Origin of the sequence: Martinezella lusitana (assembly GCF_016901135.1) — a bacterium.
Classification (GTDB): Bacteria; Pseudomonadota; Alphaproteobacteria; order Rhizobiales; family Rhizobiaceae; genus Rhizobium; species Rhizobium lusitanum_D.
Map to the genome: position 1 here is coordinate 54,282 of NZ_JAFEVL010000030.1, position 25,490 is coordinate 79,771.

Sequence of the window (25,490 nt, forward strand, 5' to 3'; positions counted from 1 at the left end):
GTCGAGGCGATGATGCCGCCGTTGAGGTCGATGGTACCATTTTAACCAGCGTGCCTTCGCACTCCAGGCCAAACCGTTAAACGGCTGACAACGTGACATCGCCCTTCCGGTTGTTACTTTGTCAATCTAGCCAATCACCCGTTATATTAATCGATTTTTCTCCAATAGGCAGATTCTGGTGTTTTGCCTTAGCGGACGATATGGTCTCATCGTCCAATTTTATTTGCTTATATTCTTCACCGATACTGTCTTCTATCGCCAACGTCAAAGGACTTATCTCAACCGTTTCCTTCTCGCCTTTAGACAATATTCCGCTCATACGTGAACGGTGAAATATAAAGCTGTACCCACCTCCTAGTGGCATAATGCAATCTCTTATCACGTAAGCAATATCATTATTATTTATTTTCAACCTTGCCACAAACTCTAATGAGTTTTCGTTAAAATTTGACGTCACGCGGTTAGATGCTTCGACATCCTCGAAATCAAGCAAATAAAGATAGCCGCGCACCAGCGTCAGCCATCCGGTTACATTGACCGTTTCAGCTTCAATTTCCGAAAATTTCTGTATTATTTCTTTCACATTCATTATTTTGCTCCCTTAATTATTATGGCGTTTCCTGACAACGCTGACCCCAACAAGTCGGAGAGAACTCCTCGCGGACCCGTGAATGGATCACGCGTCAAATAGTAATTCGCTCCGTCTACGGTTTTCGCTCCATCCACGATCAAGAAATGATAGCCTGTGCCTGCCGGAACTTGCACGATAACTTCGTTCCCAGCCGCCAAGGCGGCATTGAGATCAGATTGTGTTATCTTCAACAACAGCGAATTGCTAACGCCGTTGTTATCAAGCACTTGACTCATGTCTAGTACGTTAACACCACCCTGCCGGATTTCTGAGAACTGATTAAAAATAGACGATAGATCAAGAGGTTTTCCTGTAGCATCGCTAACGACCATGCAGCAGCAAGCAACACCGCATAGAGGTGTTCCGTCGGGTTGGCGCGTCATGTTTCCCTCCGGAGTATAGGGAATTGTTTTCGGAGGATTGTTTGTTGGAACGTCGCTTCCTCCATCTGGAGTGTCGGTCGCCGATCCTTTTGATCCACCGACGCTATTTCCGTTCTGGTTGAACTTCTCTGTCACACCAAAAGTCAGGACTGCGACGGCGGCATTGATGATGGATTGATTGACATAGCCCTGAAGCGCCGCCTGAACAGAATCCTGGTATTGGCTCAGTAGCGCGATGGTCTGAAGGCGCTCGGCATAAACAGCCGTTGCAACATCCTGGTTCGCCAAACCGCCGAACCGGCCATTGACCAAGCGCATTTCCATATCGGCATAGCCACCGGGCGCTACCGTCGACGGATTCATCAGCGGATCCGCGGGATCGCGGAGATATTCCACCGCCTTTAACGCATCAGTGACAGCGGCAACGCAGGCAGACCCTGTCCGGTTCGCAGTGCAAGCATCGATTAAATTTGTGTCGCGTTGGGTGTCGAGCTGATCCCAATAGCCGATCTGCTCCTGTAGCGATGCAATCTTGCTGTCAGAGCATGTCGTGCCTTCTTGATTGCATTCATCAAGTTGTTGTTTCGCCTTTTCCCGATAGAGCGCCTCTTGGTGATACAGATAATTGTAGTTGTAGTTATCCAGGCTCGCAGCCGCGCCTTGCGTTCCACCGGCCGCTGCGCCGATCAGCATTGCCGCCCATTCACTAATTGCTATCTTGTCAGTATCGTTGAGCTTGATAGACGAATCGGATCCCAGGACGCTCTGCAAAATGCCGTTGGCGATCTCTTCTACTCCCGCCCCCGCCGCCGCTTGGGCGGGACTGCCGCCAGCAAGCTGCGCGACGACTGCGGCTGCTACCGCATGTAGGACGACCTTCTCGGGACTGCCTTCTTCCCAGTGCATTTGGTTAGCGAGCGAACCAATCGCCGTATTGGCAAGTTGTGACAATGCCGCGGCACTCTGCTGTTGGGCTTTCAGCTTGTCGATATCAAACGGGTCGACGGTGCTGCTGGCCTTGGAGACATCGGTGTTGAGAGCAGAGAGGTCCTGGCTCTGATTCGTCAGATTCCAGTTGCCGGGTGTAATTGTTGCCAGCGTTTCGCCATGATCGTCCTGCCTTGCCGGCTGAGCCACGACAGGGATGGGGATGCCTGGACCGATTAGGCTTACGCCGTAACTACCTGATGACGCCGACATCGAATTATCGATGTTGGAATAGAGGATCTGATTAGCATAGAGATCGTTGTTCGTCGGATCGGCAGTCGAGCCGATGAAGCCACCGATAAGTTCGATGGTGCCATCGGTGCTGACATGATAGCCGCCGGAACCGGCAAAGATGCCGCTCTGCTGGGAGACATTGGCATAGTCTCCAGTGATTGTGCCTTGGCTATAACCCCCACCAATGACTGAACCCTTTGGGCTCGGTCCGATACTAAGGGAGGCGCTCTGCGTCTTCTCGTCATAGGTTGCGATGTCCTGGCGGCTTTCAATGACAATGCCGTTCGCGGCACTGGCATTGACCGTATCGCCAGAGAGCACCCCACCCGCCAGGGTCAAAGTATCACCGGCAATGACATTCACAGTGCCGGTGCCGCTGACATTGGTGTTGACTTGCGTGACCGATCTGCCGTTGGACTTGTCACTGCCATAGCTACCGCTTGCGGCAAAGCCGGCACTTGGTTGAGCCCCTAGGTTCCAGCTATAGCCGATGCTGGCGCTACCCGACTTGCTGCTGCTCTTGCTATCACTGGTCGCCTGTACGCTTTCGAGATCAACATTGCCCGCCGCCGAGATCAACACATTGCCGTTGTTGGGATCATCGGACGCCGTCGTGGCCTGGCCGTCTTTGCCGACACCAGCGTTGATCTGTACACCACGGCCGACAACATCACCGGATTGAGCAATGATGGTGACCGAGCTACCGCTGATCGTAGGCGGAACCGGAATTGAGCTCGTCGATTGCGACGAGCTTTCGCTGAAGCTGTAGCCGGCAGTGATCGAGATCGAGGCGAAATTGCCGGTGGTCTTGCCAGTATCGGGATTTGGAATGATGCTTTGGAGGGCCTTGTAGCCATTGACCCCGGCCAGCACCGCGGGAGCGATGCCGTAGACGCTGTTGTCGCTCGAAAGGGTATCGGCTGCTTGCGCGGCGCTTTGACCGGCCGATATCAGCGATGACGACACCGTGATGCTGACGCCGGCAAAACTCTTCTTCTGCATCTCGGAAGCATTAGTAACGTCGTTGCTCGAGAGCATGTTGACGCTGTCGCCTGCGATCAGGTCGACCGCGCCATTGGCGGCAATCTGGCCGGACTGATCGTTGATGTTGCGGTTGGCAAGGATAGTGATGCCGCCATCGCTGTCGAGCGAGCTCACCGCATTGATGTTGGCGTCCTTCGAACGCTTCTCTTCCGAAGTACCGACGCCGATGCCGATCGACACGCTGCCGCTGCCGGAGGAGAAGTTGATGCCGAAGCCGGAACGCTTGGTCTCGCTGGACGAGGATTGATCTTCCGCACCCGGCGCGATGTTGACGTCGCGCGCCGAGGAAATCACCGTGCCGTCACCAGAATGCGATGACGAGCCGAAGATGTTGACGTCGCCTTGTGTGGACGTAATCGTCGTCGTGCCGCCTGACGAGAGCGTCGAGCCGATATTGTCGGTCTCACTCTGGCTGCTCTTCGAATCCTTCGATCCATAGATCGAGATAAACCCGCCGCCGGAGCCGACGCCGATGCCAGACTTTTTGGTCTGCTTGTCGCTCTCGTGCTCTTCCTCCGCTCCCATGACGGTAACGGTCGAACCGGAGAGGCTGAGATTGCCGCCCGCAGCCATATCCGAGCCGGAGACGACGGTCTCGCCGCCGGCATTGGCGGTGATGTTGCCGGAGGCGGAGATGGAGGAGCCGACGGTGTCTTCGTCATAGGTATGTGTGTGGGTCTTCGAGGAAGACAGGAAGCCGCTCGACTTGCTGTCGGACGTGGTCTCGTCCGTATCCTGGCCGGAAGCGATGACGATGTTGCCGGCGGCCTGGATATTGGCGTCAGCCGTATGGGTGGCGTCGCCGGCGGCGACTTGCGATGCCGAGATGGTGACATTGCCACCGGTAGAGGCGATATTTACCCCGGTCTGGCCCGAAATCGACGAGCCGTCTGCCGTGGTCGTTGCTTCGGTGGCCTTCTTCGAACCGGATTGGCTGGAAGACGAGGCAGTGTCGGTTGCCTCACCTATGGTGACATCGCCCTTGGCGATGAGGTTGGCGGAGCCGCCCTTGGCGGCAAGATCCGAGCCGATGACACTGATATTGCCGCCGTCGGCCTCAACTGTGACGCTACCGTTCTCCGAGGTGATCGACGAGCCGCTGCTGGTCACCGAGGTCGAGGACGATTGGCCGCCCTTGTAGTCGTTGGCAGCGCCGGCGATCGTCTTCGACTGGCTCGTCGTCTGGTCCTGAGACGCCGTGATCGCGATATTGCCGTTCTGCGAGACGATGCCGAGATTGCCCTTGGCGTCGAGCGACGAGCCGCCGATCAGCACGCCCTGATTGCCAGACACCAGCATGGCGCCACCGGCGATGAGCGATGATCCCTGTTGCGTCAGGCTGGTGGTCGTGGTGACGGTGCCGCCTTGAGCAAGGCTTAGCCGATCCTTGCTGACAACGGTGTTCTCCACACCGGCGGAGATGATGTTGACCGCGCCGTTCGAGGAGAGGACGGACAGGTCGCCGCCGACCTTGGCGGAACTTGCGATGATGTTGACGCCACTCGTGCCGGCAATGCTCAGATTACCGCCCGTCGTCACCGTGGTGCCAACCAGCGTTTGGACGCCGCCATTGTCCTGCTTGACGGCGCCGATCGTCACGGTCTGGCCGGAAAGTTGCGCGGAGCCGCCGCTCGTCACCTTGGTGCCGGCAAGCGTCAAGCTGCCGGCGCCGGCATCGACCTTCAGATTGCCACCGGCTGTTATGCCGCCATTGGCGGCGACCACCGTCTGACCGCCGATGTTCATGGTCTGCGCGGCGAGCGTGATACCGCTGGTGGCGTTGAGATTCATATCGCCGCCGGAAAGGAACGCGCCGCCGTTCGCTTTGATGTTGGTGGCGTTGATGGTCATGCCGTCGGCCGCGGCGATGGCGCCGGAATTGTCGACGGAGCCTGCGTCGATGCTGACCGTGTTGCCTGACATGGCGGCGGCGGAGGTGGTCTTCGCCCGGTCGGCGGCCGAGAGATAGACGACCGGGACGAGCACCGGTGCGCCGTCGACGATCTCGGTCTGGTAGATCACCATGGACTGGGTCAGCGACGCGGCCTGTTCCGGGCTGAGCGCCTGGCCGAGCGCAAGACCATTTGCCTCGGCGTAAGCCACGCCATTGTCGAGCAGCGTCTTCATCTGGTCGGTGGCATTGTCGCCGGGGATGAAGGAACCGGCACCGAGGCCGTCGCCGACCAGTTGCCGCATCTGCTCGTCGACGAGCTGGTTGTCGAAATAGGCGTCCCCCAGGAAGGGAACCTGGGTCTCGGGCGTATAGCCGATCCGGTCGATGAAGTATCCCGAGCCGTAGAATTTCGATACGTCGAGGAAGGCCGCCCGCGTCTCGAACAGGAAAACCTGACCCGGCGCCGTGCCGCCGACGCCGCCTGATTGCGGCTTGGCGAGCGCGGCAAGCTGCGCGCCGTTCACCTGCAGCACCTGGGCAAGATTGCCGCTGTTGCCGATGGCAGCGGTGAGCTTGCCCATCAGGCTGTTGGGATTGGCCGAGGCGACGCCAGCCGTCAGATTGTTCGAACCGATCGAAGGACCGTTGGCAGCCGTCACGCCGGTACCGCTGATCGACGTGCCGCCGGCTGCTGTCAGGCCATTGCCGCTGACCGAAGCATTGCCAACCGCCGTGAGGTTGTTGCCAGTCACCGAGGCACTACCAGCTGCCGTCAGGCTGCTGCCGCTAATCGAGGTACCGGTAGCAGCGGTCACCCCGTTGCCGGTCATCGAAGCGCTGCCATTTGCCGTCAAACTGCCGCCGCTGATCGAGGCGCCATCGCTGGCCATCAGGTTGTTGCCGCTGATTGCCGGTCCGGAACCGATCGTCGGGCCGCTGGCTGCAATCGACGGACCGCTGCCAACGGTTGCGCCGCCATTGGAGGCGACGCCCGCAAGCGCGGCGTTGACGTTGAACAAGGCGCCACCGGCCGTCATGCTGTTCAAGGCGCCCAGCGGATTGCTCTGCGTGGCGGGCGCGTCGATTGCCACCTGACCGGCGATCGAACCATTGGACGCGACGTTGTTGACAGCGCCGCCACCATTAATGGCAAGCGCTCCACGTGCCTGGATGACGCCCGAGATGGCGCCGATCGCTTGCACCGTCACCGTCGTGCCGGCGGCGAGGTCCCTCGAAGCGTCACGATTACCGTTGGGGTTGTCCGAATAGGTGAGTGTCGGGTCGTTGCTACCGATGCAGGGACGGTTGGGACCGCTGCAATCTGGCCCGCCCTCGGTGGTATCAGAGGAGATGACATCCGGATAATATTGGCAGGGCGTGGCACTGTCGCAGACCGTCTGCGTCGTGCGGTTCAGCGTCGCGCCATCATTGGTGAGCGTGCCCGCGACGGTGAGCACCATATCGCTGTCGGATTTGATCGAGCTGTAGGCATTCGTCAGATTGGTGGCATTGATTGTGAGGGCGCCGCCGGCGCGGATCTTAGCGGAGGGACCGGCACCGCTGATCAGCTGATCCTCCGAGACGATCTGGCTGACCAGTTGGTCGATTGTCTGGGTCCAACCATATGTTGGCTCGTGCTGCCCCGAGCCGGTGCCGCAGCGTGTCTGGCACTCATAGGTCCTAGTGATAAGGTCGTAGGCACTGAGGATGGTGTTGGAGACCTGCACATTGCGCTGAATCGCCGGTCCGGAGGTCGTGGTGTTGGTCAGTCCGTTGGTCAGGATCGACATGTTGCCGCCGGACTGAAGGAGACCGGCGATGTTGACGACGGCGCCATTGCGCTGGCCGCCACCAGGCCCCGCAATGACAAGGCCGTTGCCGGACAGAATGGCGCCCTGGTTGTTGGTGAGCGTGCCGCCGACGAAGAGGTTGGCGTTGTTGCCGGCAAAGACGAGGCCGCTCGGGGTATTAGCGAGGTCGCCGGCAATGTTGAAGGTGATGTTGTTGCCGGCAGCAAATTGCCCGGTATTGCCGAGCGACGGCAGGGTAAGCGTCAGGTCGCGAGCGGCAAGCAGCTCGGTATTGGCGTTTGTCGTCAAACCACCGGCAGAGATGGAGATATCGCCGGAGCCGCCGGCATTGGTGACCGTGCTGACTTGCGCATTGGTGAGATCGGCGCTGCCGGAAAGATTGAGCGCCAGGCCGCCGAAGACGAGATTGCTGCCTGAGAGGTTGGCTGAGGACGCGTTGACGATCAGCGTGCCGCCGCCGACGATGCGGCTGCCCCTGGCGCCGGAAAGATCCAGCGCACCAGTGTTAAGCGTTAGACTACCGCCGACGCGGGTGGTGCTGGTATAGGCGATGGTGCCAGGCGCCGTGAGCGCGGCGTTGCCAAGGCTCTGCAGGCTGGAATAGCCGATATTTTGCGTGGCGGTGGCGGAAAGATTGCCGCCCGACAGCAGCGAGTTGGCATTGATGCTGCCGTTCGAAGCGGCAAGCGTCATGGTGCCCGAGCGCTGCAGCATGAGGCTGCCGTTGGACGACGCATTGGTGGCGGCAAAATCGACGCCGGACACCAGCGTATCGACGGTGATCGACCGAGCAGCGAGATTGACATTGTCTGCGCCGAGCGACTGGCCAGTGAGCGTGATGGCGTTGCCGGCGGCGATCGTCAGGTCGCCATGGGCGACGGCGTTAGCGCTGACATTGTTTGCCGCATTGACCGTGATGCTGCCGGCCGCCATCAGGCTGTTGACGGTTGCGTTGCCAGACGTGGCCTTCAAGGTGAGGTCGCCAGCGCGATTGCCTGCAATCGTCGCGGCCTGGCCGAGGACGATATTGCCGGTTGCCGATTGGCTGGTTGCGGCAAAATCGACGCCGGCGACGATGACATTGCCGCTGATGCCCGATCCGGTGACCGAGACGTCGCTTGCGCCGAGGAGCTGGCCGTTGATCGCAACCGCGCCAGGACTGCTGGACGAACCGATCGAGACTGCGCCGTGGCTTGTGATGTTGCCGCCCGTAAAGGCGCTCGCCGCCACATCGAGGCCGCCTGCCACGATCAGCGTGCCCGCCGTGGCACTTCCCGCATTGATGTCGAGGTTGCCACCAGATCCGAGAACGATGGCACCATTCGACGATTGCGCGGTGGCAGCAAAGTCGACGCCGGTAATGGCTTGACCCACTTGGACGGTTTGGCCGGAGAGCGAGACGTTGCTCGCTCCAAGCAGCTGGCCTGTGACGTTGACGCTACTGCCGCCTGCAAACGTGATGTTGTCATGCCCGGTAACAGCGTTGGCAGTGATCGTGGTGGCGTTGGCGTCGACCACGCCGGCCGCCAGCATGGTCGATGTCGCAATGCCTGCGGTGGCGGTAAGGCTCATATCGCCAGCGCGATTGCCTGCAATCGTCGCGGACGATGCGAGCACGATATTGCCACCGGAGGCATTGGTGGCGGCAAAGTCGATGCCGGAGATCAGGATCGGCGCGCTGATGCTAGCGCCGTTGATGGTGAGGTTACCGGCCGCAAGGACCTGATTGCTCACATCGACGTTGCCGACAATGCCAACATTGCCGTGTCCGGTCAGGCTGTCAGCCGAAAGATCGGCCGCCTCTATCGCAACATCGCCGGCCGAAAGCATCGTCTGAGAAACGATATTGCCTGTCGCGGTGAGGCTCATGGCGCCGGTCTGGCCCAGCACGATATTGCCGCCGGCCGCATTGGTGGCAGCAAAATCGATACCGGAGATCAGGACGGGCGCGGTGATGCTGCCGCCATTGAGCGTAAGATTGCCAGCCGCGAGAATCTGGTTCGTCACATCGACGTCGCCGAGAATGCCGACTTTGCCGTGACTGGTGATGCTATCGGCCGTGAGATCTGCCGCTTTCGCCGTGAAATCGCCCGCCGACAGGATCGTACCGGCGACGGCGTTACCAGAGACGGTAAGGTCCATGGCGCCGGACTGCGCGAGCACGATATTGCCGCCGCTCACCTCGGTTGCCGCAAAATCGACGCCGGAAACGAGGAGGCCGGCGCTGAGGCTATTGCCGTTGACGGCGAGGTCGCCGGCCGACAGCACCTGGCCGCTAACATCCACGCGACCGCTTGCGGTCGTCGTGCCGCTGGCCTTCAGGTCGATGTCGCCATGGGCGGTCAAGCTGCCCGCCGTGAAATTGGCGCCTTCGGCGGTAAGATCGCCGGCCGACAGAAGCGTGCCGAGTGTGATGTTTCCGGCGGAGCTTAACCGGACGTCTCCGCTTGATGTCTGGATGATATTACCGCCGGCCGCAGCCGTTCTGGCGAAATCGACGCCGGAGACGATGGCGCCGGCCGTGATGCTCGACCCGGAGATGCTAACGTCATTTGCACCGAGAATCTGACCATTCACATCCACGCGACCGCTTCCGGTCGTCGTGCTGGTCGTACCGGAAAGCGTGATATCGCCACGAGCCGTGACGGCATCGGCGCTGATCGTATTGGCACTGGCGTCGACAGTACCGGCAGCAAGGATCGTCGATGCCTTGGCGTTACCGCTGACTGCGACCGTGAGGTCGCCGGTCCCGCCAAGCAGGATATCGCCACTAGCCGCATTGGTGGCATCGAAGTCGATGCCCGCGACCACGGTCTGGGCGGTGAGGCTCTGCCCGCTGATCAGCACATTGCCGGCGGCGAGAATTTGGCCATTAACAGTGGTCGCGCCATCGAGCGTGACAGCGCCGTGCGCCGTGACGGCATCGGCGACGATGGTCGCGCCGGCGGCACTGAGATTACCGGCCGACAACAGCGTGCCGGCGCTGACATTGCCGGCGGAGGCAAACGTCAGATCGCCGCTGGCAGCGAGCACGATATTGCCGCCGGCGACAGCCGTTCCGGCGAAATCGACACCGGAAACGATGGCGCCGGCGGCGATGCCGGAGCCGGTGATGCTGACATCGCCCCCGCCAAGAAGCTGACCATTGATATCCACACGACCGCTTCCGGTCGTGTTGCCGGTTATGCCGGAAAGAGTGATATCCTTGTGACCGGTGACGGCATCCGCAGTAATGGTTGCGCCGCTTGCGTCGATGGCGCCAGCTGCCTGTATGGTCGACGCCGCAACGGCGCCGTTGACTGACACCGTCAAATCGCCGGTCTGACCAAGCACGATATCGCCACCGGACGCAGTGGTGGCCTCGAAGTCGATGCCGGAGACGACGGTCTGGGCGGACAGGCTTTGACCCGTGATCAGCACATTGCCGGCGCCAAGAATCTGGCCACCAATGCTGGTCGCGCCATCGAGCGTGATATTCCCATGGGCTGTCGCGACATCAGCGCCGATGGTCGAGCCGGCGGCACTGAGATCGCCGGCCGATAACAGCGTGCCAGCGCTGATACTACCCGATGACGTCAACGAAATATCGCCGCTTGCTGTCTGGACGATGTTACCGTTAGCAGCGGATGTCCCGGCGAAATCGACACCGGAGACGACCGTCCCGGCCTTGATGCTTGATCCGGAGACACTGATGTCGCCGCCACCAAGGATTTGATTGGTAACATCCACACCACCGGCTGCCATCCCGGAAAGGGTGATATTCCTGTGGCCGGTGATCGAGTCTGCGGTGACAGACGTGCCGCTGACATCGATGACGCCCGCCGCCTGCATGGTCGATGCCACAACGGCACCATTGACCGAGACTGTCAGATCGCCGGTCTGGCCAAGAACGATATTGCCGCCGGAGGCAGTGGTGGCACCGAAGTCGATGCCGGCGATAAGAGTCTGGGCCTTCAGGCTCTGACCGGTGATCGATACGTTGCCAGACCCGAGGATCTGGTCTGTAACGTTGATGACGCCGCCGAGCGTGATGTCGCCATGAACCGTAAGGCTGCCCGCGGTCACGGTCGAACCATCGGCACTGAGATCGCCGGCGGAGAGCAGTGTGCCGGCATTGATATTGCCGGACGAGGTTAGGTTGAGATCGCCGCTGCCGGCGAGCACGATGCCGCCGCCAGAAGCAGCCGTCGTAGCGAAATCGACACCGGAGACGATGGCGCCGGCCTTGATGGCGGAGCCGGAGATACTGACGCTGCCGCCTCCAAGGACCTGACCATCTATGGCGGTTGCGCCGGAAAGGGTGATATCCTTATGACCGGTGATCGAGCCTGCGGACACAGACGTGCCGCTGACATCGATCACGCCCGCTGCCTGCATGGTTGGAGCTGCTACGGCGCCATTGACCGACACGGTCAAATCACCGGTTTGGCCAAGCACGATATTGCCGCCGGCGGCATTGGTGGCGTCGAAATCAATGCCGGCGATAAGAGTCTGGGCCTTCAGGCTCTGGCCGGTGATCGATACATTGCCAGATCCGAGGATCTGATCTGTGACGCTGATTGCGCCACCGAGCGTGATGTCGCCATGAGCCGTAAGGCTGTCCGCCGTAACGGTCGAGCCGCTGGCACGAAGAATACCAGCCGAAAGCAACGTGCCGGCGTCAATAGATCCACTCGAGGAAAGATTCAGGTCTCCGCCCGCGGCGAGCACGATGTTGCCATTGGCGGCAGCCGTGCCGACGAAATCGACGCCAGAGACGATGGTACTGACTTGGGTGCTGGAACCGGAGATGCTGACATCACCCCCACCAAGGACCTGACCACTAACGTCCACGCGACCGCTTCCGGTCGTCGTGCCGGGCGCGCCGGAAAGCGTGATGTCTTGGTGACCGGTGATCGCGTCGGCGCTGACAGTGGCGCCGGTTGCATCGATGACGCCGGCTGCCTGTATCGTCGAGGCCGCAATGCCGCCGCCGACAGAAACCGTCAGGTCGCCAGCTTGGCCGAGGACGATATTGCCACCGGCAGCGTCGGTGGCATCGAAGTCGAGGCCGGCGACAAGGGTCTGCGCTGACAGGCTCTGGCCCGTGATCAGAACGTTGCCGGCGCCGAGAATCTGGCCGCCGACGCTGATCGCGCCCCCGAGGGTCATGTCGCCATGAGCCGTGACAGCATCGGCGGTGACGGTGGTGCCCGTCGCCGAAAGCGCGCTTGCCGATTGGAGTGTTCGGACGTTAACGATCCCAGTCGAGGCAAGCGTTAGGTCGCCGCTTGTCGTCTGGACGATGCCGCCGGCAGCAGCAGCCATTCCGGCGAAGTCGACGCCGGAAACAACGGCGCCAGCCCTGATGCTGGAACCGGAGATGCTGATGTTGCTGCCGCCGAGGACTTGACCACTAACGTCCACGCGACCGCTTCCTGTCATCGTGCCGGTCGCGCCGGAAAGGGTGATGTCCCCGTGGCCGGTAACGGTATCGGCCGCGATGGCCGCCCCGCTCGCATTGAGACTGCCCGCCACCTGCATGGTTGAGGCCGCCACCGCGCCGTTGACCGAGATTGTCAGATCGCCGCTCGGCGACAGCACGATATTGCCGCCGGCGGTATCCGTTGCGTCAAAGTCGATGCCGGCAACGAGGGTCTGCGCTGAGACACCCTGGCCGGTGATCGATACGTTGCCGGCGCCGAGAATCTGACCTGTGACGCTGATCGCGCCCCCAAGCGTCATATCGCCATGGGCGGAGATATTATCAGCCGTGATGGTAGTGCCGCTGGCACTGAGATCGCCGGCAGAGAGTAGCATGCCGGCATTGATGACCCCAGTCGAGGTAAGGCTTAGATCGCCACTACTGGCGAGCACGATGCCACCGCCAGAAGCAGCCGTCGCGGCGAAGTCGACACCGGAAACGATGGCGCCGGCGGTGATGCTGGAGCCGGATATGTTGATGTCGCCGCCGCCAAGGACTTGACCGTTGACATCCACGCGCCCGCTCCCGGCCGTCGTACCGATAGCGCCGGAAAGCGTGATGTCCTTATGGCCGGTAACGGCATCCGCAGTGATGGTGCCACCGCTCGCATCGAGGTATCCGGCTGCCTGTATAGTTGGCGCCGTCACGGCGCCATTGACCGAAACTGTCAGATCGCCGGATTGGCCAAGCACGATACTGCCGCCGGCGGCATTGGTGGCACCGAAATCAATGCCTGCGACAAGCGTCTGAGCCGCTAGGCTTTGGCCGGTGATCGATACATTACCAGACCCGAGGATCTGATCTGTGACGCTGATCACGCCGCCGAGTGTCATGTCGCCATGAGCCGTGACATTGTCAGCGGTGATAGTCGAACCGGAGGCACGGAGATCCCCGGCTGACAGCAGCGTGCCGACATCGATATTGCCGGCCGAGGTAAGCGTCAGATCGCCGCTGCTGGCGAGCACGATGCCGCCGCCAGATGCAGCCGTCGCCGTGAAGTTGACACCGGAAATAATGGCGCCGGCCTTGATGCTTGGCCCGGAGATGCTGACGTCGCCGGCACCGAGGATTTGATCGGTGACATCCACGCGACCGCTTCCGGTCGTCGTGCTGGTTGCGCCGGAAATGGTAATGTCGTTGTGGCCGGTGACAGTATCCGCAGTGATAGCGGTGCCACTCACATCGATGGCACCGGCGGCTTGAATAGTCGAAGCCGCGATGCCGCCGTTGACCGCAACCGTCAGGTCGCCGCTGGATGTGAGCACGATATTGCCACCGGCGGCGTCCGTGGCGTCAAAGTCGATGCCGGCAACGAGGGTTTGCACTGACAGGCTCTGACCGGTGATAGAGACGTTGCCAGCGCCGAGAATCTGGTTCGTAACGCTAATGACGCCACCAAGCGTCATGTCGTCATGAGCCGAGATATTGCCTGCCGTGATGGTTGCGGCACTGGCATTCAAATCGCCTGAAGACAACAGCGTGCCGGCGCTGAGCAAGCCCGAGGCGGAGAGTGTCAGATTGCCGGCCCCGGCCGGACCAAGCACGATCCTGCCACCAGCCGCATCGGTGGCGGCGATATCGACTCCGGAGACGATGGCGTCGGCCGCGATACTCGGGCCGGAGACACTGACATTGCCGGCGCCGAGGATCTGACCGCTGATAGTGGTCGCACCGGACAGCGTGATTGCTTTATGGCCCGTGATCGCATCGGCGGTGATCGTCTGGCCCGTGGTATCGATAGTGCCGGCCGCAAGGATGGTTCCTGCCTGGACGGCGCCGGTGCCGTCGTTGACGGTCAGATCGCCGCTCTGCGTCAGCACGATATTGCCGCCGGCAGCCTTGGTCGCGGCAAAGTCGACGCCGGAGGCGAGAAGATCGACGTTCACACCATTGGCGTTGCCCTTGATGGTGACGTCGCCGGCACTCAGCAACTGATTGGCGACATTGACGCCGCCATCGAGGCTCATATCGCCGTGGCTTGTAACGTTATTTGCCTGCAGGAGGGCCGCCTGGGCGTTGAAATTGCTGCCCGACAGCAGCGTGCCGACAACGATGCTGCCGGTACCAGCCTTCAAATCGAGTGTGCCGGACGGATCGAGAACGAGAATGCCGTTAGCGGCATCGGTGGCAGCGAAGTCGACGCCGGAGGCGATTGTCGTTGCCTGAATGCCTTGGCCATTGATGGACACGTCACCAGAGGCGAGAAACTGGCCGGCGACATCGACGCGACCGCTTGCGGTTGTCGTACCGGCCGCGGCATTGATGTCGACGCCGCCATGAGCCGTCAAGCTGTCGGCGGAGAGCGAGGCGGCGTTGACCGTCACATTGCCTGACGACAACAGACCGGCCGTGCTAATCGCACCGCCATTGGCCGTCAATTGCAGGTCTGCAGCGTTGGCCAGCACGGTCTTGCCGTTCGCTGCCGCCTGCGTTGCGGCGATATCGAGCCCGGAGGCGATCATGCCGGTCGAGATCGAACGGCCGGTGGCTGCCATCTTGTCCTGCGCAAACACATTGCCGGAGACGGCGATGTCGAGGCCGGCGTTTAGGCCAATATTGCCATAACTCAATAGCGAGGCAGCCGAGATCGCACCGGATGCCGCGGTGATCGACAGCGCGCCATTGCTACTGGCAGCGCCCGTCAGGCTGACATTGCCGGCCGAGGTCGAAAGCGAGGCGGCGCTGCCGGCGATCACGTTGCCGGCGGAGATACCGCCGGCGGACGTCAGCTGCACGCTGGCAGCGCTGTTGGTATCGTTGGCCACGCTCAAGAGGTCCGTGCCGCTCGACAGCACGATATCGCTATCGGCCGCCACCGACTGCAGCGTGACGCCCTGGTCTGCCTGGACCGTCACCTTCTGCTTCGAGGTTACCTTGGCGGCTGAGATCTTCTGCTTCGAGGTGACAGTGACACCATCCCTACCCGAGGCATTGCCGATCGAGATCTTGCCGTCTGATGACAGTGACAGTTCACCGGCATTGGCGGCCATGTCGCCGCTCATGTTGACGCCGGCGCCTTTCTCGGTGACGACGATCTTGATGCGGTCCGCCTGCATCGCGCCAAGGGCTGAGCCGTCGATGGCGTATTCCGGCGTGCCTGACGTTGCTGTCAGCGCCGTCGCCTCGCCAGTGGCGTAATCATATTTGCTGGCGCCGCCCGTCAGCCGCAGCGTCTTGCCGTAAACGGGAGCATTCACATGGATGTTGCGCGAGACGACGTCGAACAGATCGACGGCGCCGGGAGCAGCTGCAAAATTGCCGCCGGCTCCCTCGAAGGTGACATCGCCGCTATTGACGGTGAAGCCCGTCAGGCTTCCGTCGCCGCCGATATTGGGCACACCGGTCGTCAAGGTGGCATGCGGCGTATTAATGAAACCGCAGCCGTTGCAGGTGATTCCATTCGGGTTAGCGATCACCACATCGGCTCTACCACCGAAGACTTCGGTGGGACCGTTCAGCGCCGAGCGATTGCCGCTGGTGACCTCGTTGAGGATGACGGAGGCGGGACTGGAGTGGTTGAGGTTGGGATTACCGGGGGTAACGCCGCCAAGATTCGACGTGCCGACCTCGCCATTGAAGTTGTTGAGGATGAGGCCCGGAGTGCCGACATTGAAATTGTCGTATTTGTTGTGCGAAAGACCCGCCGCGTTCGGCGTGACGATATCGATCAGCGGCACGCCGTTCGGCGCTGCACCGACGCTCGGCTGATTGGCTGATGGTGCCGATCCAGCCGCAGAGACGGACTGGGCGTTGGCAATCGCCGGCTGCAGAAAGAGAAGCGTGCTGAGGGTAACGGCAAGCAACTTGTGTACAAGGCTCGCGAGCTGCGGCAGGAAACTGTTTGTCCTTTCGGTACCCCCAGTTGTGACCGCCGATCCACGCAGCATGACCTTCCTACTCATTACACGCCTTCACTGCTGTTTGCGCGGCAAGCAAATCTCGCCGCAGTTGTGGTAAGTAGCCGAGAGCGAGACCATGGTCCTCAGACAAAAGTCAACTTCGGCGTGTGTTCGAGGTAAATGCATTCCGAACAAATTATGTCGTTTGCCGCAGACGAAGCCCGCCGCGGCAGACGCTCTCAGCGCTACTTCTTCGTCAGCAACCACTGCTTGACCTGCTGCGTGAATGCAGTCGATAGCCGTTGCGCCAGAATATCGTCGGGTCCCGCAGCCGAAGCTGCGTTGACAGCCATGGCCACGACTATGCCAAGCCCCTCGCCGCGCATGCCGCCATTACCGGCTACGGCGGACGTTTCTGCGATGAGGCGACCAGTCTTGACGTCTTCCAGCCTGACCGTTCCTGCAATGTTGCTGTCGCTGTGAATGAGAATACGTCCCGCCTTGGTGGCCAAATCGACCACATGCAGAGTGACGACCAGCCGCGCTCGCGTCGGACCTCCGGGTAGGCCGACCAGTTCCTTCTCCATGCTCCCTTTCAGCACCCTGACGACTGTGGAGAGTTGCGGGTCGGGTTTACCTTCTGTGAAAAGGCCTGTCATCTTCACGTCGGGCGCCGTCTCGATGCGGATTTCGCGCACCGAGCTCTGTTGCAGGGCGGCAATCAGCCGCGGATCGGCGGTGACGCAAGAGGCAAGCATCGTCACGAGAAGCATGCTGATGATGCAAGACACGCATCGCTTCAACCGCCCCTTAAAGTCATCGATATCGGACATCAAACGCATGTACATCATCATGCCGCCTCAACCGTCTCTCTTGGCCGGTGCCGTCTTCACGCCACCGTCGAGCCTTTTGTAGATCTCATCCAATTGCGACTTGGGTGCCGGGCACTTTCGCGAGCGGGCAAGGTCCGTCAGCACCTGGTTGCGATTGCGCAGGGCGTCGATCTCGACCTTCTCTGGGGATTTGGGATCCATGAAGAATAGAGCCGGCCAGAAGAGGAGAACGCCGGTGGCGCCTAGAATGACGTTTTTGCCTTGAGCTTGTGAACGCTCCTTGACGGTTGCAAGGATCTGTCGTTCATTGGCTGCGAACTCGCGGGATATGCCGCTGCAATCGATCCCGCTGTCGCCGGCACTAGTTGATGCGATCGGATGCGCCTCACGCCCGCCACAGCTCGAAAGCATGATTGCACAACAAACAAGTGCAGCTACAGGGCGCAATATCGTAGAGGCCGCCTTGTTATCTTTCCGAATGAACAAATCCATGATTTTCCTCTTAAATTTATAATCACCAACGTAAGGAGGAGCTGACGAAGAGCAGTCCCCCATTCTTTTTCTCAACCGTGCCGCCCAATATGTCCGAATAGCCGATATCGAAATTGACATGGCCGCCGGCGAGCTTGGCGCCGACAGTCCAGCCGAACATGTCGCCGCCATCGATGCGATAGCGCGCCTGCGAGGCGACCCGCCCGTAGTCGAGACCGACATAGGGACGGAACTCGCCGAACATCTTGGCAAGTGCGGCATTCTCAGTGAAGGGCTGCGTGCGCCAGGCGAGATCGTTGCGGACGAAGAAGCCGTTGTTGCCGTAGAGCATGGTCTCGCGCGTGCCGCGGACAGTTGAATAGCCGCCAAGCGAGATCTGTTCAGCCCCGAACAGATTGTCGGGGGAATATTGTCCGGTCACGATCGAATTGACCTCGAAGCGCTGGTCAGCAATCTGAAGCGGCCGCGTCATGGTGATCGTGCCGCTGAACTTCGAGAAGCGAGGATCGGCATCCCCCGCCCCAGTATCGCCGGGCGCGACGGCATCAAAGAGATCGAGCCCCTGACTGTAGGAGAGGTCGAAGACCCAAAGCCCTCCCAACATGCGGCGCGAATGCGAAATGCCGAGATCGCCGGTCGTATATTTGCGGCTGCCGACCTCGATCTTGTTGCCGAGCAGGAAGTTGTTGGTTTCCTTGTAGGTCAGGCCGCTATTGAGGGTGGTGATCGAATCCTTGTCGCGGAAGATCACGCGGTCGGCACCAATGCCGACCTGCTTGCTGTTGCCGGATGTTTGCAGCGTTCCGAAATTCCCTGGAACCGAACTGTCATAGCCATACCAGGAGCCGTTCAGCGACAATGTCCAGTAGCCATAGGGAAGGCTGACATTGCCGCTATAGCTGTTGCTCCTGCCCTGACCATCATTCCGCCAGGGATAATCCGGGCCGGTGCGCTCGTAGCCAAAGTTCCACTGATCGTTGAGGCCAAAGAGATTGTCATAACCGACGGAGGTCGACGTCCTGGAATAGCCCGTCTGCTCCTGACCGAGATTGCTGTTGCCGAAAGAGAGGTGCCAGGGATGATCCGGCTTGTTCTCGACGTTGAGGATGGATGTACCGTTGGCCTGACCCGGCAGCATTGCGGTCTTTGCTCTGTTGGAGCTCAGGCGATTGATCTGGTCGAGGCCCTGTTCGATGTCGCGCAGATTGGCGACCTCGCCTTTCATGCCTGGAAAGGCGGTAGCGAGCATGCCGGAGCCGGGGGCCGGTTTACCGTTGACATAGATGTCGGACAGCGTGCCTTCGACAGCGACCAGCCGCAATGTCTTCGTCCTGGCGATATCCTGGGCCGGCACGTAAACGCGCGAGGTCACGAAGCCTTTGTCGAGATAGAGGTGGGTCAAGTCTCGCAACAGCGTGTTGATCTCGCCGACACCGACGCAACGGTTCGTGTAGGGCGCTGTGATCTTGCCGATCATGGCGGTCTTGAACTGCTTGACCCCTTCCACTTCGACATGCGTGATCGCAAAGCAGGAGCCGGCCTTCTGGCCACCCCCGGCAGCCGGCTGCGCGGCTTCGGCCGGAGAGGATTTCGGGGTCATCCTGCCCAAGGCCTCGAGGCGCTGCTGCTCGGCCTGCTGTGCCTGACGGCGTGCGAAATCGTCGTTTGGCGATTGGGCTGATGCCATCGACGCAGCCAAGACCGCCGCCAGCAGCGTGACGCAAAACACTGTGGAGCTGGGACCACCTCGGGCGATAGCCGATCGCCATGCCGACATCATGAGCTTAACCTGCCGCCGCGTTAGTTGGAGGCAGACTTCTGCAGCGCATCCAGCGCCGCCGACAGACCTTTAAGTGAGAATTTGATGTTGACCTTCTGGCCATTCATCATCTGCACGTGACCGGTGCCTTCTGTCGCCTTGGTAAGTGCCGCGACCATCTTTGCATCCAGCTTCTGCTGCGACCAGCAGCCGGCCTGGTTGCAGTTGCGATAGGCAAGCTGAACGACAGGCTTGTCCCCCGCGTCGATGCTCAAGCCCGAGGGCAGATACATGTTGAGCGGCACGAGCGCCGTCAGCACGAGATCATTTGCCGCCGCCTTACCGCTTTTCTGTGTGGGAGCGGGTGTCGCAGGCGCTTTGGCGATCGCCAAGGTCAAAATGTTGACGTCCTGCTCGCCCTGCTTCACCGTCGCGATTTGCGCCACTTCGCAATTCGTTATCGCCGAACCATCGGCCGCCTTGCCGTCGACGCAGCGATAGTACCAGTCCTCGAACTTCTGCACGCGGGCTTGTGGTGCCGGCTGTTGTTGTCCGTTTGCCGCCCCGGCGGAATTCGGCTGGGTGCCCGCATTCGTCGGCGCTACCACCCCTGCCCCCGGCTGTTCTTGAGCCATGCCGGAAGAAGCATATAAGACAGATGACATGAGTATCGCGGACGCTAGGTTCTGGATCGAAAACATGTAACTCAAAGCTGCAGACGCCATGCAAACCTTCCCAAAGTCAAAATCATTGGATTGAGCAAGGCGGCCCCTGCTCATCGACAGATCATCAAATTCATGAAAAGGCGCCCGAAAAGGCGCGGCCGATCATCGGCTTGATCAGCTCAATAGCAGACTTCCAATCGATACAGCGATAAGTAGTGCGCACATGATAATAGCTCGCGCTCGTTTTTAGGGAGGCGTGTTTATTTTGCAACATTTGCGGTTGTTGATCGTGATAGTCGTGTAATTCAATTCACGTATCCTCAACCATACCAAGAATTTTTTCGCCCTTTGTTGTGCCCGGATGGCCTTACCCCTGCCATCCCCCCACGCGCGCGCTCAGGGAGCAGAACCCGGTCCTCTTCCGTATTCCTCGAAAGGAATGGATCGATGATATCGATGCTCGTCGCGGGTTCGGATTTTTCTCCCTAACGGAATCGGGCCGGCGTCATCCGTGCCACGCCTTTCGATCATGTAGAGGCACGGCTGCAAAATGCTCGCCTTGATGGGCTTCGAATCTGGGAACAATAGGCCACGTGCGATGGATGCGAACCGCGGACACCCGTAGTCTAGACATAGCCAACTCAATTCTCACCACAAGCCGGCTCCAGTGACGCGAAGTCGGATCGCTCTGCCGGAGCAGCAAGCATCCGCTTCGCCTGAAAAGGCTGGTGTCAGGCCATTTGACTGACAAATACCTAATCAAGAAATTACGATATGTCACTTCAACTTTCCCGGGCATCTGATAGAGTTCTAATTCAGCGCATTCGTTCAAATACGGGGAGAGCTTGGTGCGCAGGCGGATACTATGCCTTTCATTTGCTTTCTTGGCTGGCGGCTCATCCGCGAAGGATCTCCAGGATAGTTTCGATTCAGGGCCCCTGAACACGTCGAAGTGGACGACCCAGGAGATATTCCCGGAGCAGATGGGCTTCATAGCGCCGGGCAGATGTGGCTTCTCGGCTATCGAGATCATCACGCGCGACGGAGACAACGGGATCAAATGTGAGGACGATTGCCAGCGTGCCGAGCTGCGAACGGCAAAGGCATCTTGGCCGTCGTTCGGAGACGAGACCTGGTATGCATTCAGCTTCCGCATAAAGGGGGACGTGCCGCCCAGTGGGAGCGCACGATCCGTCATAGGGCAATGGAAGGGGCCCGGTGATCACAGTCCGATGATCGCGCAGCGCTTTGACAACGGCGTCTTCCATATCACGGTCCAGGATAACGAAATCCGACGCGTCGTCGCAAAGGCGGAAGGTGATCCCGACCGCCTCGTCGCGGCCCAGAATCTCCTGGCAAAACTCGATCCTCACGACGAACGTGCGGTCAGCGCGGTAAAATCCTTGCAGTCACTGGACCTTTTGGCAAAAACACAGCCCGGTCTTACGGATGAGTTCTTCACGGAGGACCTACTGAAGACCCTTCGTCCGAATAGCAATCCTGCTGAAGGTAAAAAGCTTTCAGAGACGCTCGGCTTGAACGATAGCTCCCTGGTCTCCCAGTTCAGCGCTCTTTCCTTCGTAGCCGAGCCGGAAAAGTACTTTGGCAATGCAAACATCGAAATAATACCCGAAGCGAACAGAGCGCTGCCGGATCCAAGCAAAGGCTGGGTCGACATGATGTATCGTATCAAGCCGGGGCGTACTGACAACGAATACGGCCCAAAAGGAAAAGGAGAGATCGATATCTGGGCTGACGGCCAAAAGATCGTCTCCGTCCGGGGCAATCTCGGCGCCACGCTCAAGAAGGACACGCCCCTCGCATTGGAAGGTCCGTATTTCAAATTCGGAACCTACCGCCTTCGTATTCCCGGAACCTTCAGCTTTCAGTTTGACGAATTCTCGCAGGCATCCAGCAAAGATGGCCTCGCACCGCTCTGCTCCGCCCATTGAGTTCGCACCGAGGCCTTCCAGCCAAGGCTTGCATGGAAACGGCCCCGGCATGCACCTCGGCTAGGAGCGGTGTTGCCGACGAGCAAGGTACCGTGCGTAGTCTACAACAGGCGCAATTGGCTGGTTGCGATGTTGGATCGACACCAGACTGGTTCGTTCCATCCAAAGCCAGGATCGCAGCACTTATGACCAACCTCGACATACACCAATCTCGTATTCCAGAAGAGGATGTTTCGCATGAAAAAATCCCTGCCTTCAACGATTACGATATCGGTGTTAGCCCTGCTCAGCGCCGGCGATGCCTTCGCCTGGGGTGATCGCGGGCACTCAATCATCGCGGAAATCGTGATGCGGCATCTGAGCTCATCCACGGCATCTGCAGTTCAAGATCTGCTTGGATCGGAGTCGATGGCGTCAATTGCAAGCTGGGCTGACGACTACAAAAATACGCCGGAGGGAAAGGCTACTAAGCCGTGGCACTTCGTCGATATCGACATCACGAAAGACCAATATTCATCAGATGACTGCCCTCACACCGGATGCCTGGTGTCTGCACTCAATGATCTTGCGGTTTCAGTCGCGGACAAGGCCCGTGACGCCTCCGTTCGCCGCAGAGATCTCCTTCTGCTCATCCATCTCGTCGGGGATTCCACACAGCCACTTCACTGCGGCGAAAAGAACGGCGACGGCGGCGGCAATACCACTCCTGTCGTGATGGAATTCACCGCACCCGACCACAGCGCCCTGCCCGTCGGGACGGTAAAGCTGCATGCCGTCTGGGACGACTATCTGATCGGCGCGGCCGAATGGAGCTGGGGATCATATGTCCAGCGACTCGAAGACAGCGTAGTCCCCGGCATCGCAGCGCCGCCGACTGATGCGAACTTCGCAACCGAATGGATAAACGAATGTCACATGATGGCTAAAACGGTCTATAGCCTGACACCGCCGCAAGGCCCAGATGGCAATATCCATGTCGGGCCGCAATATCAAACCGCGGTACGCGATATCCTCGACAAGCAACTCGCGACAGGTGGTCTTCGTCTGGCAGGACTTCTGAACGCCAGGCTGTCAAAGTAGCTTGCCGGAAGAAGATATCTACACGGTTGTCAGCCTATCTGGGTCAAACAGCCAATATCCGAGTCTCGTGGTGCCGTTGGATGCGGGCTTTTCCATCGTCACCTCCATACCGATGCAATATCATCCTAAATGGCGATGGGATGTTTCATTCAGCCTTTGCCCAGCAGGTCGAAGGAATGACCTTCCGCAGACCACTTGATGCGCTCAGAGATCCAAGTCGGTTTGTGCGTAGTTGAGGAAGTATGCCGTGAATACCGTGGCTCCCAGATAAGCAAACGCGTCAGCCAGTTGCTCATCGTTCCAGCCGGCGAGCTGAGCTGCTTTCCAGGTGGCGTCGGTAACGTTTCCCGAATTGGCAGCCGCTTCCCTGACCAGGCCGGCCAGCACATCGATTTTGGCGTCGTTTGTCGAGGTGCCCGTCGTTAAGGCAGTGACCTGCTCTTCGGTCCAGCCATTCATCTGAGCGAGCCGACTGGCGATACGGGTCATATAGTTGTTACCGACCCCGGCCGCAGCCGCGAGAGTCAGGGCCGCACCCACCTTCGGGTCGAAGGTGGTGTGCTCGGCAAGCACGGCGCGTAGCGATGTGTACGCCGTCAGGACCGCCGGAGAATGCGCCATCTGGGCATGCAGGTTCGCGGGGCGCCCCATCGGGATGGACTGGACGATCTTTTGCAGGAGCGGCTGCGATGCGGCAGGGGCGTCCTCGACTGTGTGGGTTGGGATCCGGCTCATTGGTATAACCTCATTCATGGGTTGGGGAATTTGGCGGACGTATGGTCGTCCTAGGTGCCTTGGAGAAGCGTGTTCCAATCCTGCGACTTCGCCCACGACTCGAAGTCGTGAAAGGAGACGTCGGGGAATTCACGACGCAGCGCTGCGCGATCGAACGTGAAGCCGATATGGTCGAACCATTCGTACATCTTGGCGCCGTCTTCACCCATGCGTTGGCGAATGACGTCCAACGGGACCCGGAAATAGGTGAACGGGCGACCGGTGACGCGCGAAAGGATGGCCACAACGTCGTTGCCCGTGAGTTCGTCGCCCCCGAGGTCGAATCGCTTGCCTGAGAAGCGGCCTGGGGCCTCGAGGAGGCGAACGGCGACGGCCCCGATGTCCGCGACGGCGACCTGCGCGAGCTGCTTCGTCGGCGGGAGCGGCGTGGCGTAGATGCCCTTCGCGAGCTGCTCCTTGCCGAAATAGAGGTTCTCCATGAAATAGACCGGCGCCGGGACCGTGGCGCGCACGCCAATCTTGGCGATGTGTTTTTCGACCTCGTACTTGCTGTCGAAGTGCGGGACGCCTGTCTGTCGATTGGCGGAGCCGACCGAGTTGAAGACCAGGTGTACGCCTGCAGCCTTGGCTGCGTCCGCGGCGAAGATACCTTGTCGCGTCTTGGCTTGCGGACCTCCTTCGAATGGCGTCGTCATCGCAAAGAGGGAGGTCGCTCCTTCGAGCGCCTTCGTGAGCGCGGCGGTGTCTTCGAGTGACGCGCGGACAAGCGTGGCGCCCGCATATGCAAGCGCCCTCGCCTTCGCGGAATCAATATTGCGCGTGATGGCGCGAACTTCGTGACCGCGCCCGAGCAGATTCTTCACCACCGCGCCACCTTGTTGGCCCGTGGCTCCCGTGACGACGACCGCAAGCTTTTGACTCATGACCAATCTCCTTTCATTCGACCCGTTTTGGCGAGCCGCCGCCGCTTGGCATGAGCCCTTTTTGGGCCGAGCGGCGGCCCCAAAACGATCAGTCAATGGACGCCTGTGCGGACGCAGCTTGGCGCCCGGTTTGCAGCGTGCGGCTCCACCAGGACAGGTCATCCAGCAAAGCGACTGCCGCCTGTTCGAGATGTGGAAAATCCGCAAAATCCTTGCCCTGCTGCAAGATGCCAAGGAACTCGGTCATGCCGACGTTCACAGACTTGGGGATCGGCGCCATCTGAAGTTCGACGGCAACCATGCGCAGTTGCTCGATGGCGCGTGCAGCGCCGACGCCGCCGTATCCGACAAAGGCGGCCGGCTTGCGGTTGAACTGCTGAAAGGCATAATCCAGTGCGTTCTTCAGCACTGCGCTGTATCCGTGATTGTATTCGGGTGTGACGAAGACAAACCCGTCAAGCTCGGCCAGCTTCGCCGCCCAGCGCTCTGCAATATGATCCTTCGGTGGCATCCAGGCCGGCGAAGCCGGCTCATCGAAGAATGGCATCGGGTAATCGCGCAGGTCGACGAGTTCGACGCTGAGATCGGTGCGCGGAGCCGCAATCTTGTGGAACCATGCGGCCGCCCGCTCGCTGAAGCGGCCCTCTCGCGTCGAGCCGATGACGATGCCGATATGTGGGTTCTTGGACATGTGGGTTGCTTCCTTCACTTTGATCGAACCGGCGGGACCGAGTGCAATTCCCGCTGTTCCTAAAAGTGGCCTC

General features: G+C 60.0%; 11 protein-coding genes. 2 read left to right on the top strand and 9 right to left on the bottom strand.

Annotated elements, in window-relative coordinates; genetic code table 11:
- Nucleotides 1-121 precede the first annotated feature (121 nt).
- The 6 genes from JTP94_RS11490 to JTP94_RS11515 form a co-directional block, all read right to left on the bottom strand.
- Nucleotides 122-589, bottom strand: a complete 468-nt coding sequence (locus JTP94_RS11490; RefSeq protein WP_204850619.1) for a hypothetical protein — start codon at nucleotides 587-589, stop codon at nucleotides 122-124.
- Nucleotides 589-16,350, bottom strand: coding sequence for a hemagglutinin repeat-containing protein (locus JTP94_RS11495; protein ID WP_204850620.1), 15,762 nt, complete (start codon nucleotides 16,348-16,350; stop codon nucleotides 589-591). Before JTP94_RS11495 ends, JTP94_RS11490 begins: the two co-directional genes overlap by 1 nt.
- 182 nt (nucleotides 16,351-16,532) lie before the next feature.
- Nucleotides 16,533-17,060 (bottom strand): hypothetical protein, encoded by a 528-nt coding sequence (locus tag JTP94_RS11500; RefSeq protein WP_409456605.1) that lies wholly within the window; start codon nucleotides 17,058-17,060, stop codon nucleotides 16,533-16,535.
- Nucleotides 17,061-17,147: 87 nt separating this feature from the next.
- Complete coding sequence (locus JTP94_RS11505) at nucleotides 17,148-17,531, bottom strand: hypothetical protein (RefSeq protein ID WP_409456603.1); 384 nt, start codon at nucleotides 17,529-17,531, stop codon at nucleotides 17,148-17,150.
- 103 nt (nucleotides 17,532-17,634) lie between these two features.
- Nucleotides 17,635-19,392 (bottom strand): ShlB/FhaC/HecB family hemolysin secretion/activation protein, encoded by a 1,758-nt coding sequence (locus JTP94_RS11510; protein ID WP_204850622.1) that lies wholly within the window; start codon nucleotides 19,390-19,392, stop codon nucleotides 17,635-17,637.
- Between the two features lie 20 nt (nucleotides 19,393-19,412).
- The gene (locus JTP94_RS11515) at nucleotides 19,413-20,096 is read right to left on the bottom strand and encodes an invasion associated locus B family protein (RefSeq protein WP_204850623.1); all 684 of its coding nucleotides are present in this window, start codon (nucleotides 20,094-20,096) and stop codon (nucleotides 19,413-19,415) included.
- 923 nt (nucleotides 20,097-21,019) lie between these two features.
- On the opposite strand from JTP94_RS11515, the gene JTP94_RS11520 reads away from it, so the two are divergent.
- Together JTP94_RS11520 and JTP94_RS11525 are read left to right on the top strand one after the other, a co-directional pair.
- Nucleotides 21,020-21,988, top strand: a complete 969-nt coding sequence (locus JTP94_RS11520; RefSeq protein ID WP_246754834.1) for a heparin lyase I family protein — start codon at nucleotides 21,020-21,022, stop codon at nucleotides 21,986-21,988.
- Between the two features lie 237 nt (nucleotides 21,989-22,225).
- Nucleotides 22,226-23,068 carry a S1/P1 nuclease gene (locus JTP94_RS11525; protein ID WP_204850625.1) on the top strand — a complete coding sequence of 281 codons (843 nt, stop codon included), beginning with the start codon at nucleotides 22,226-22,228 and terminating at the stop codon, nucleotides 23,066-23,068.
- A gap of 204 nt (nucleotides 23,069-23,272) precedes the next feature.
- Here JTP94_RS11525 and JTP94_RS11530 read toward each other — a convergent pair whose 3' ends face one another.
- The 3 genes from JTP94_RS11530 to JTP94_RS11540 form a co-directional block, all read right to left on the bottom strand.
- The gene (locus JTP94_RS11530; protein ID WP_204850626.1) at nucleotides 23,273-23,803 is read right to left on the bottom strand and encodes a hypothetical protein; all 531 of its coding nucleotides are present in this window, start codon (nucleotides 23,801-23,803) and stop codon (nucleotides 23,273-23,275) included.
- Between the two features lie 50 nt (nucleotides 23,804-23,853).
- The gene (locus JTP94_RS11535) at nucleotides 23,854-24,726 is read right to left on the bottom strand and encodes an NmrA/HSCARG family protein (protein ID WP_204850627.1); all 873 of its coding nucleotides are present in this window, start codon (nucleotides 24,724-24,726) and stop codon (nucleotides 23,854-23,856) included.
- A gap of 88 nt (nucleotides 24,727-24,814) precedes the next feature.
- Nucleotides 24,815-25,417, bottom strand: coding sequence for an NADPH-dependent FMN reductase (locus tag JTP94_RS11540; RefSeq protein ID WP_204850628.1), 603 nt, complete (start codon nucleotides 25,415-25,417; stop codon nucleotides 24,815-24,817).
- Nucleotides 25,418-25,490 lie beyond the last annotated feature (73 nt).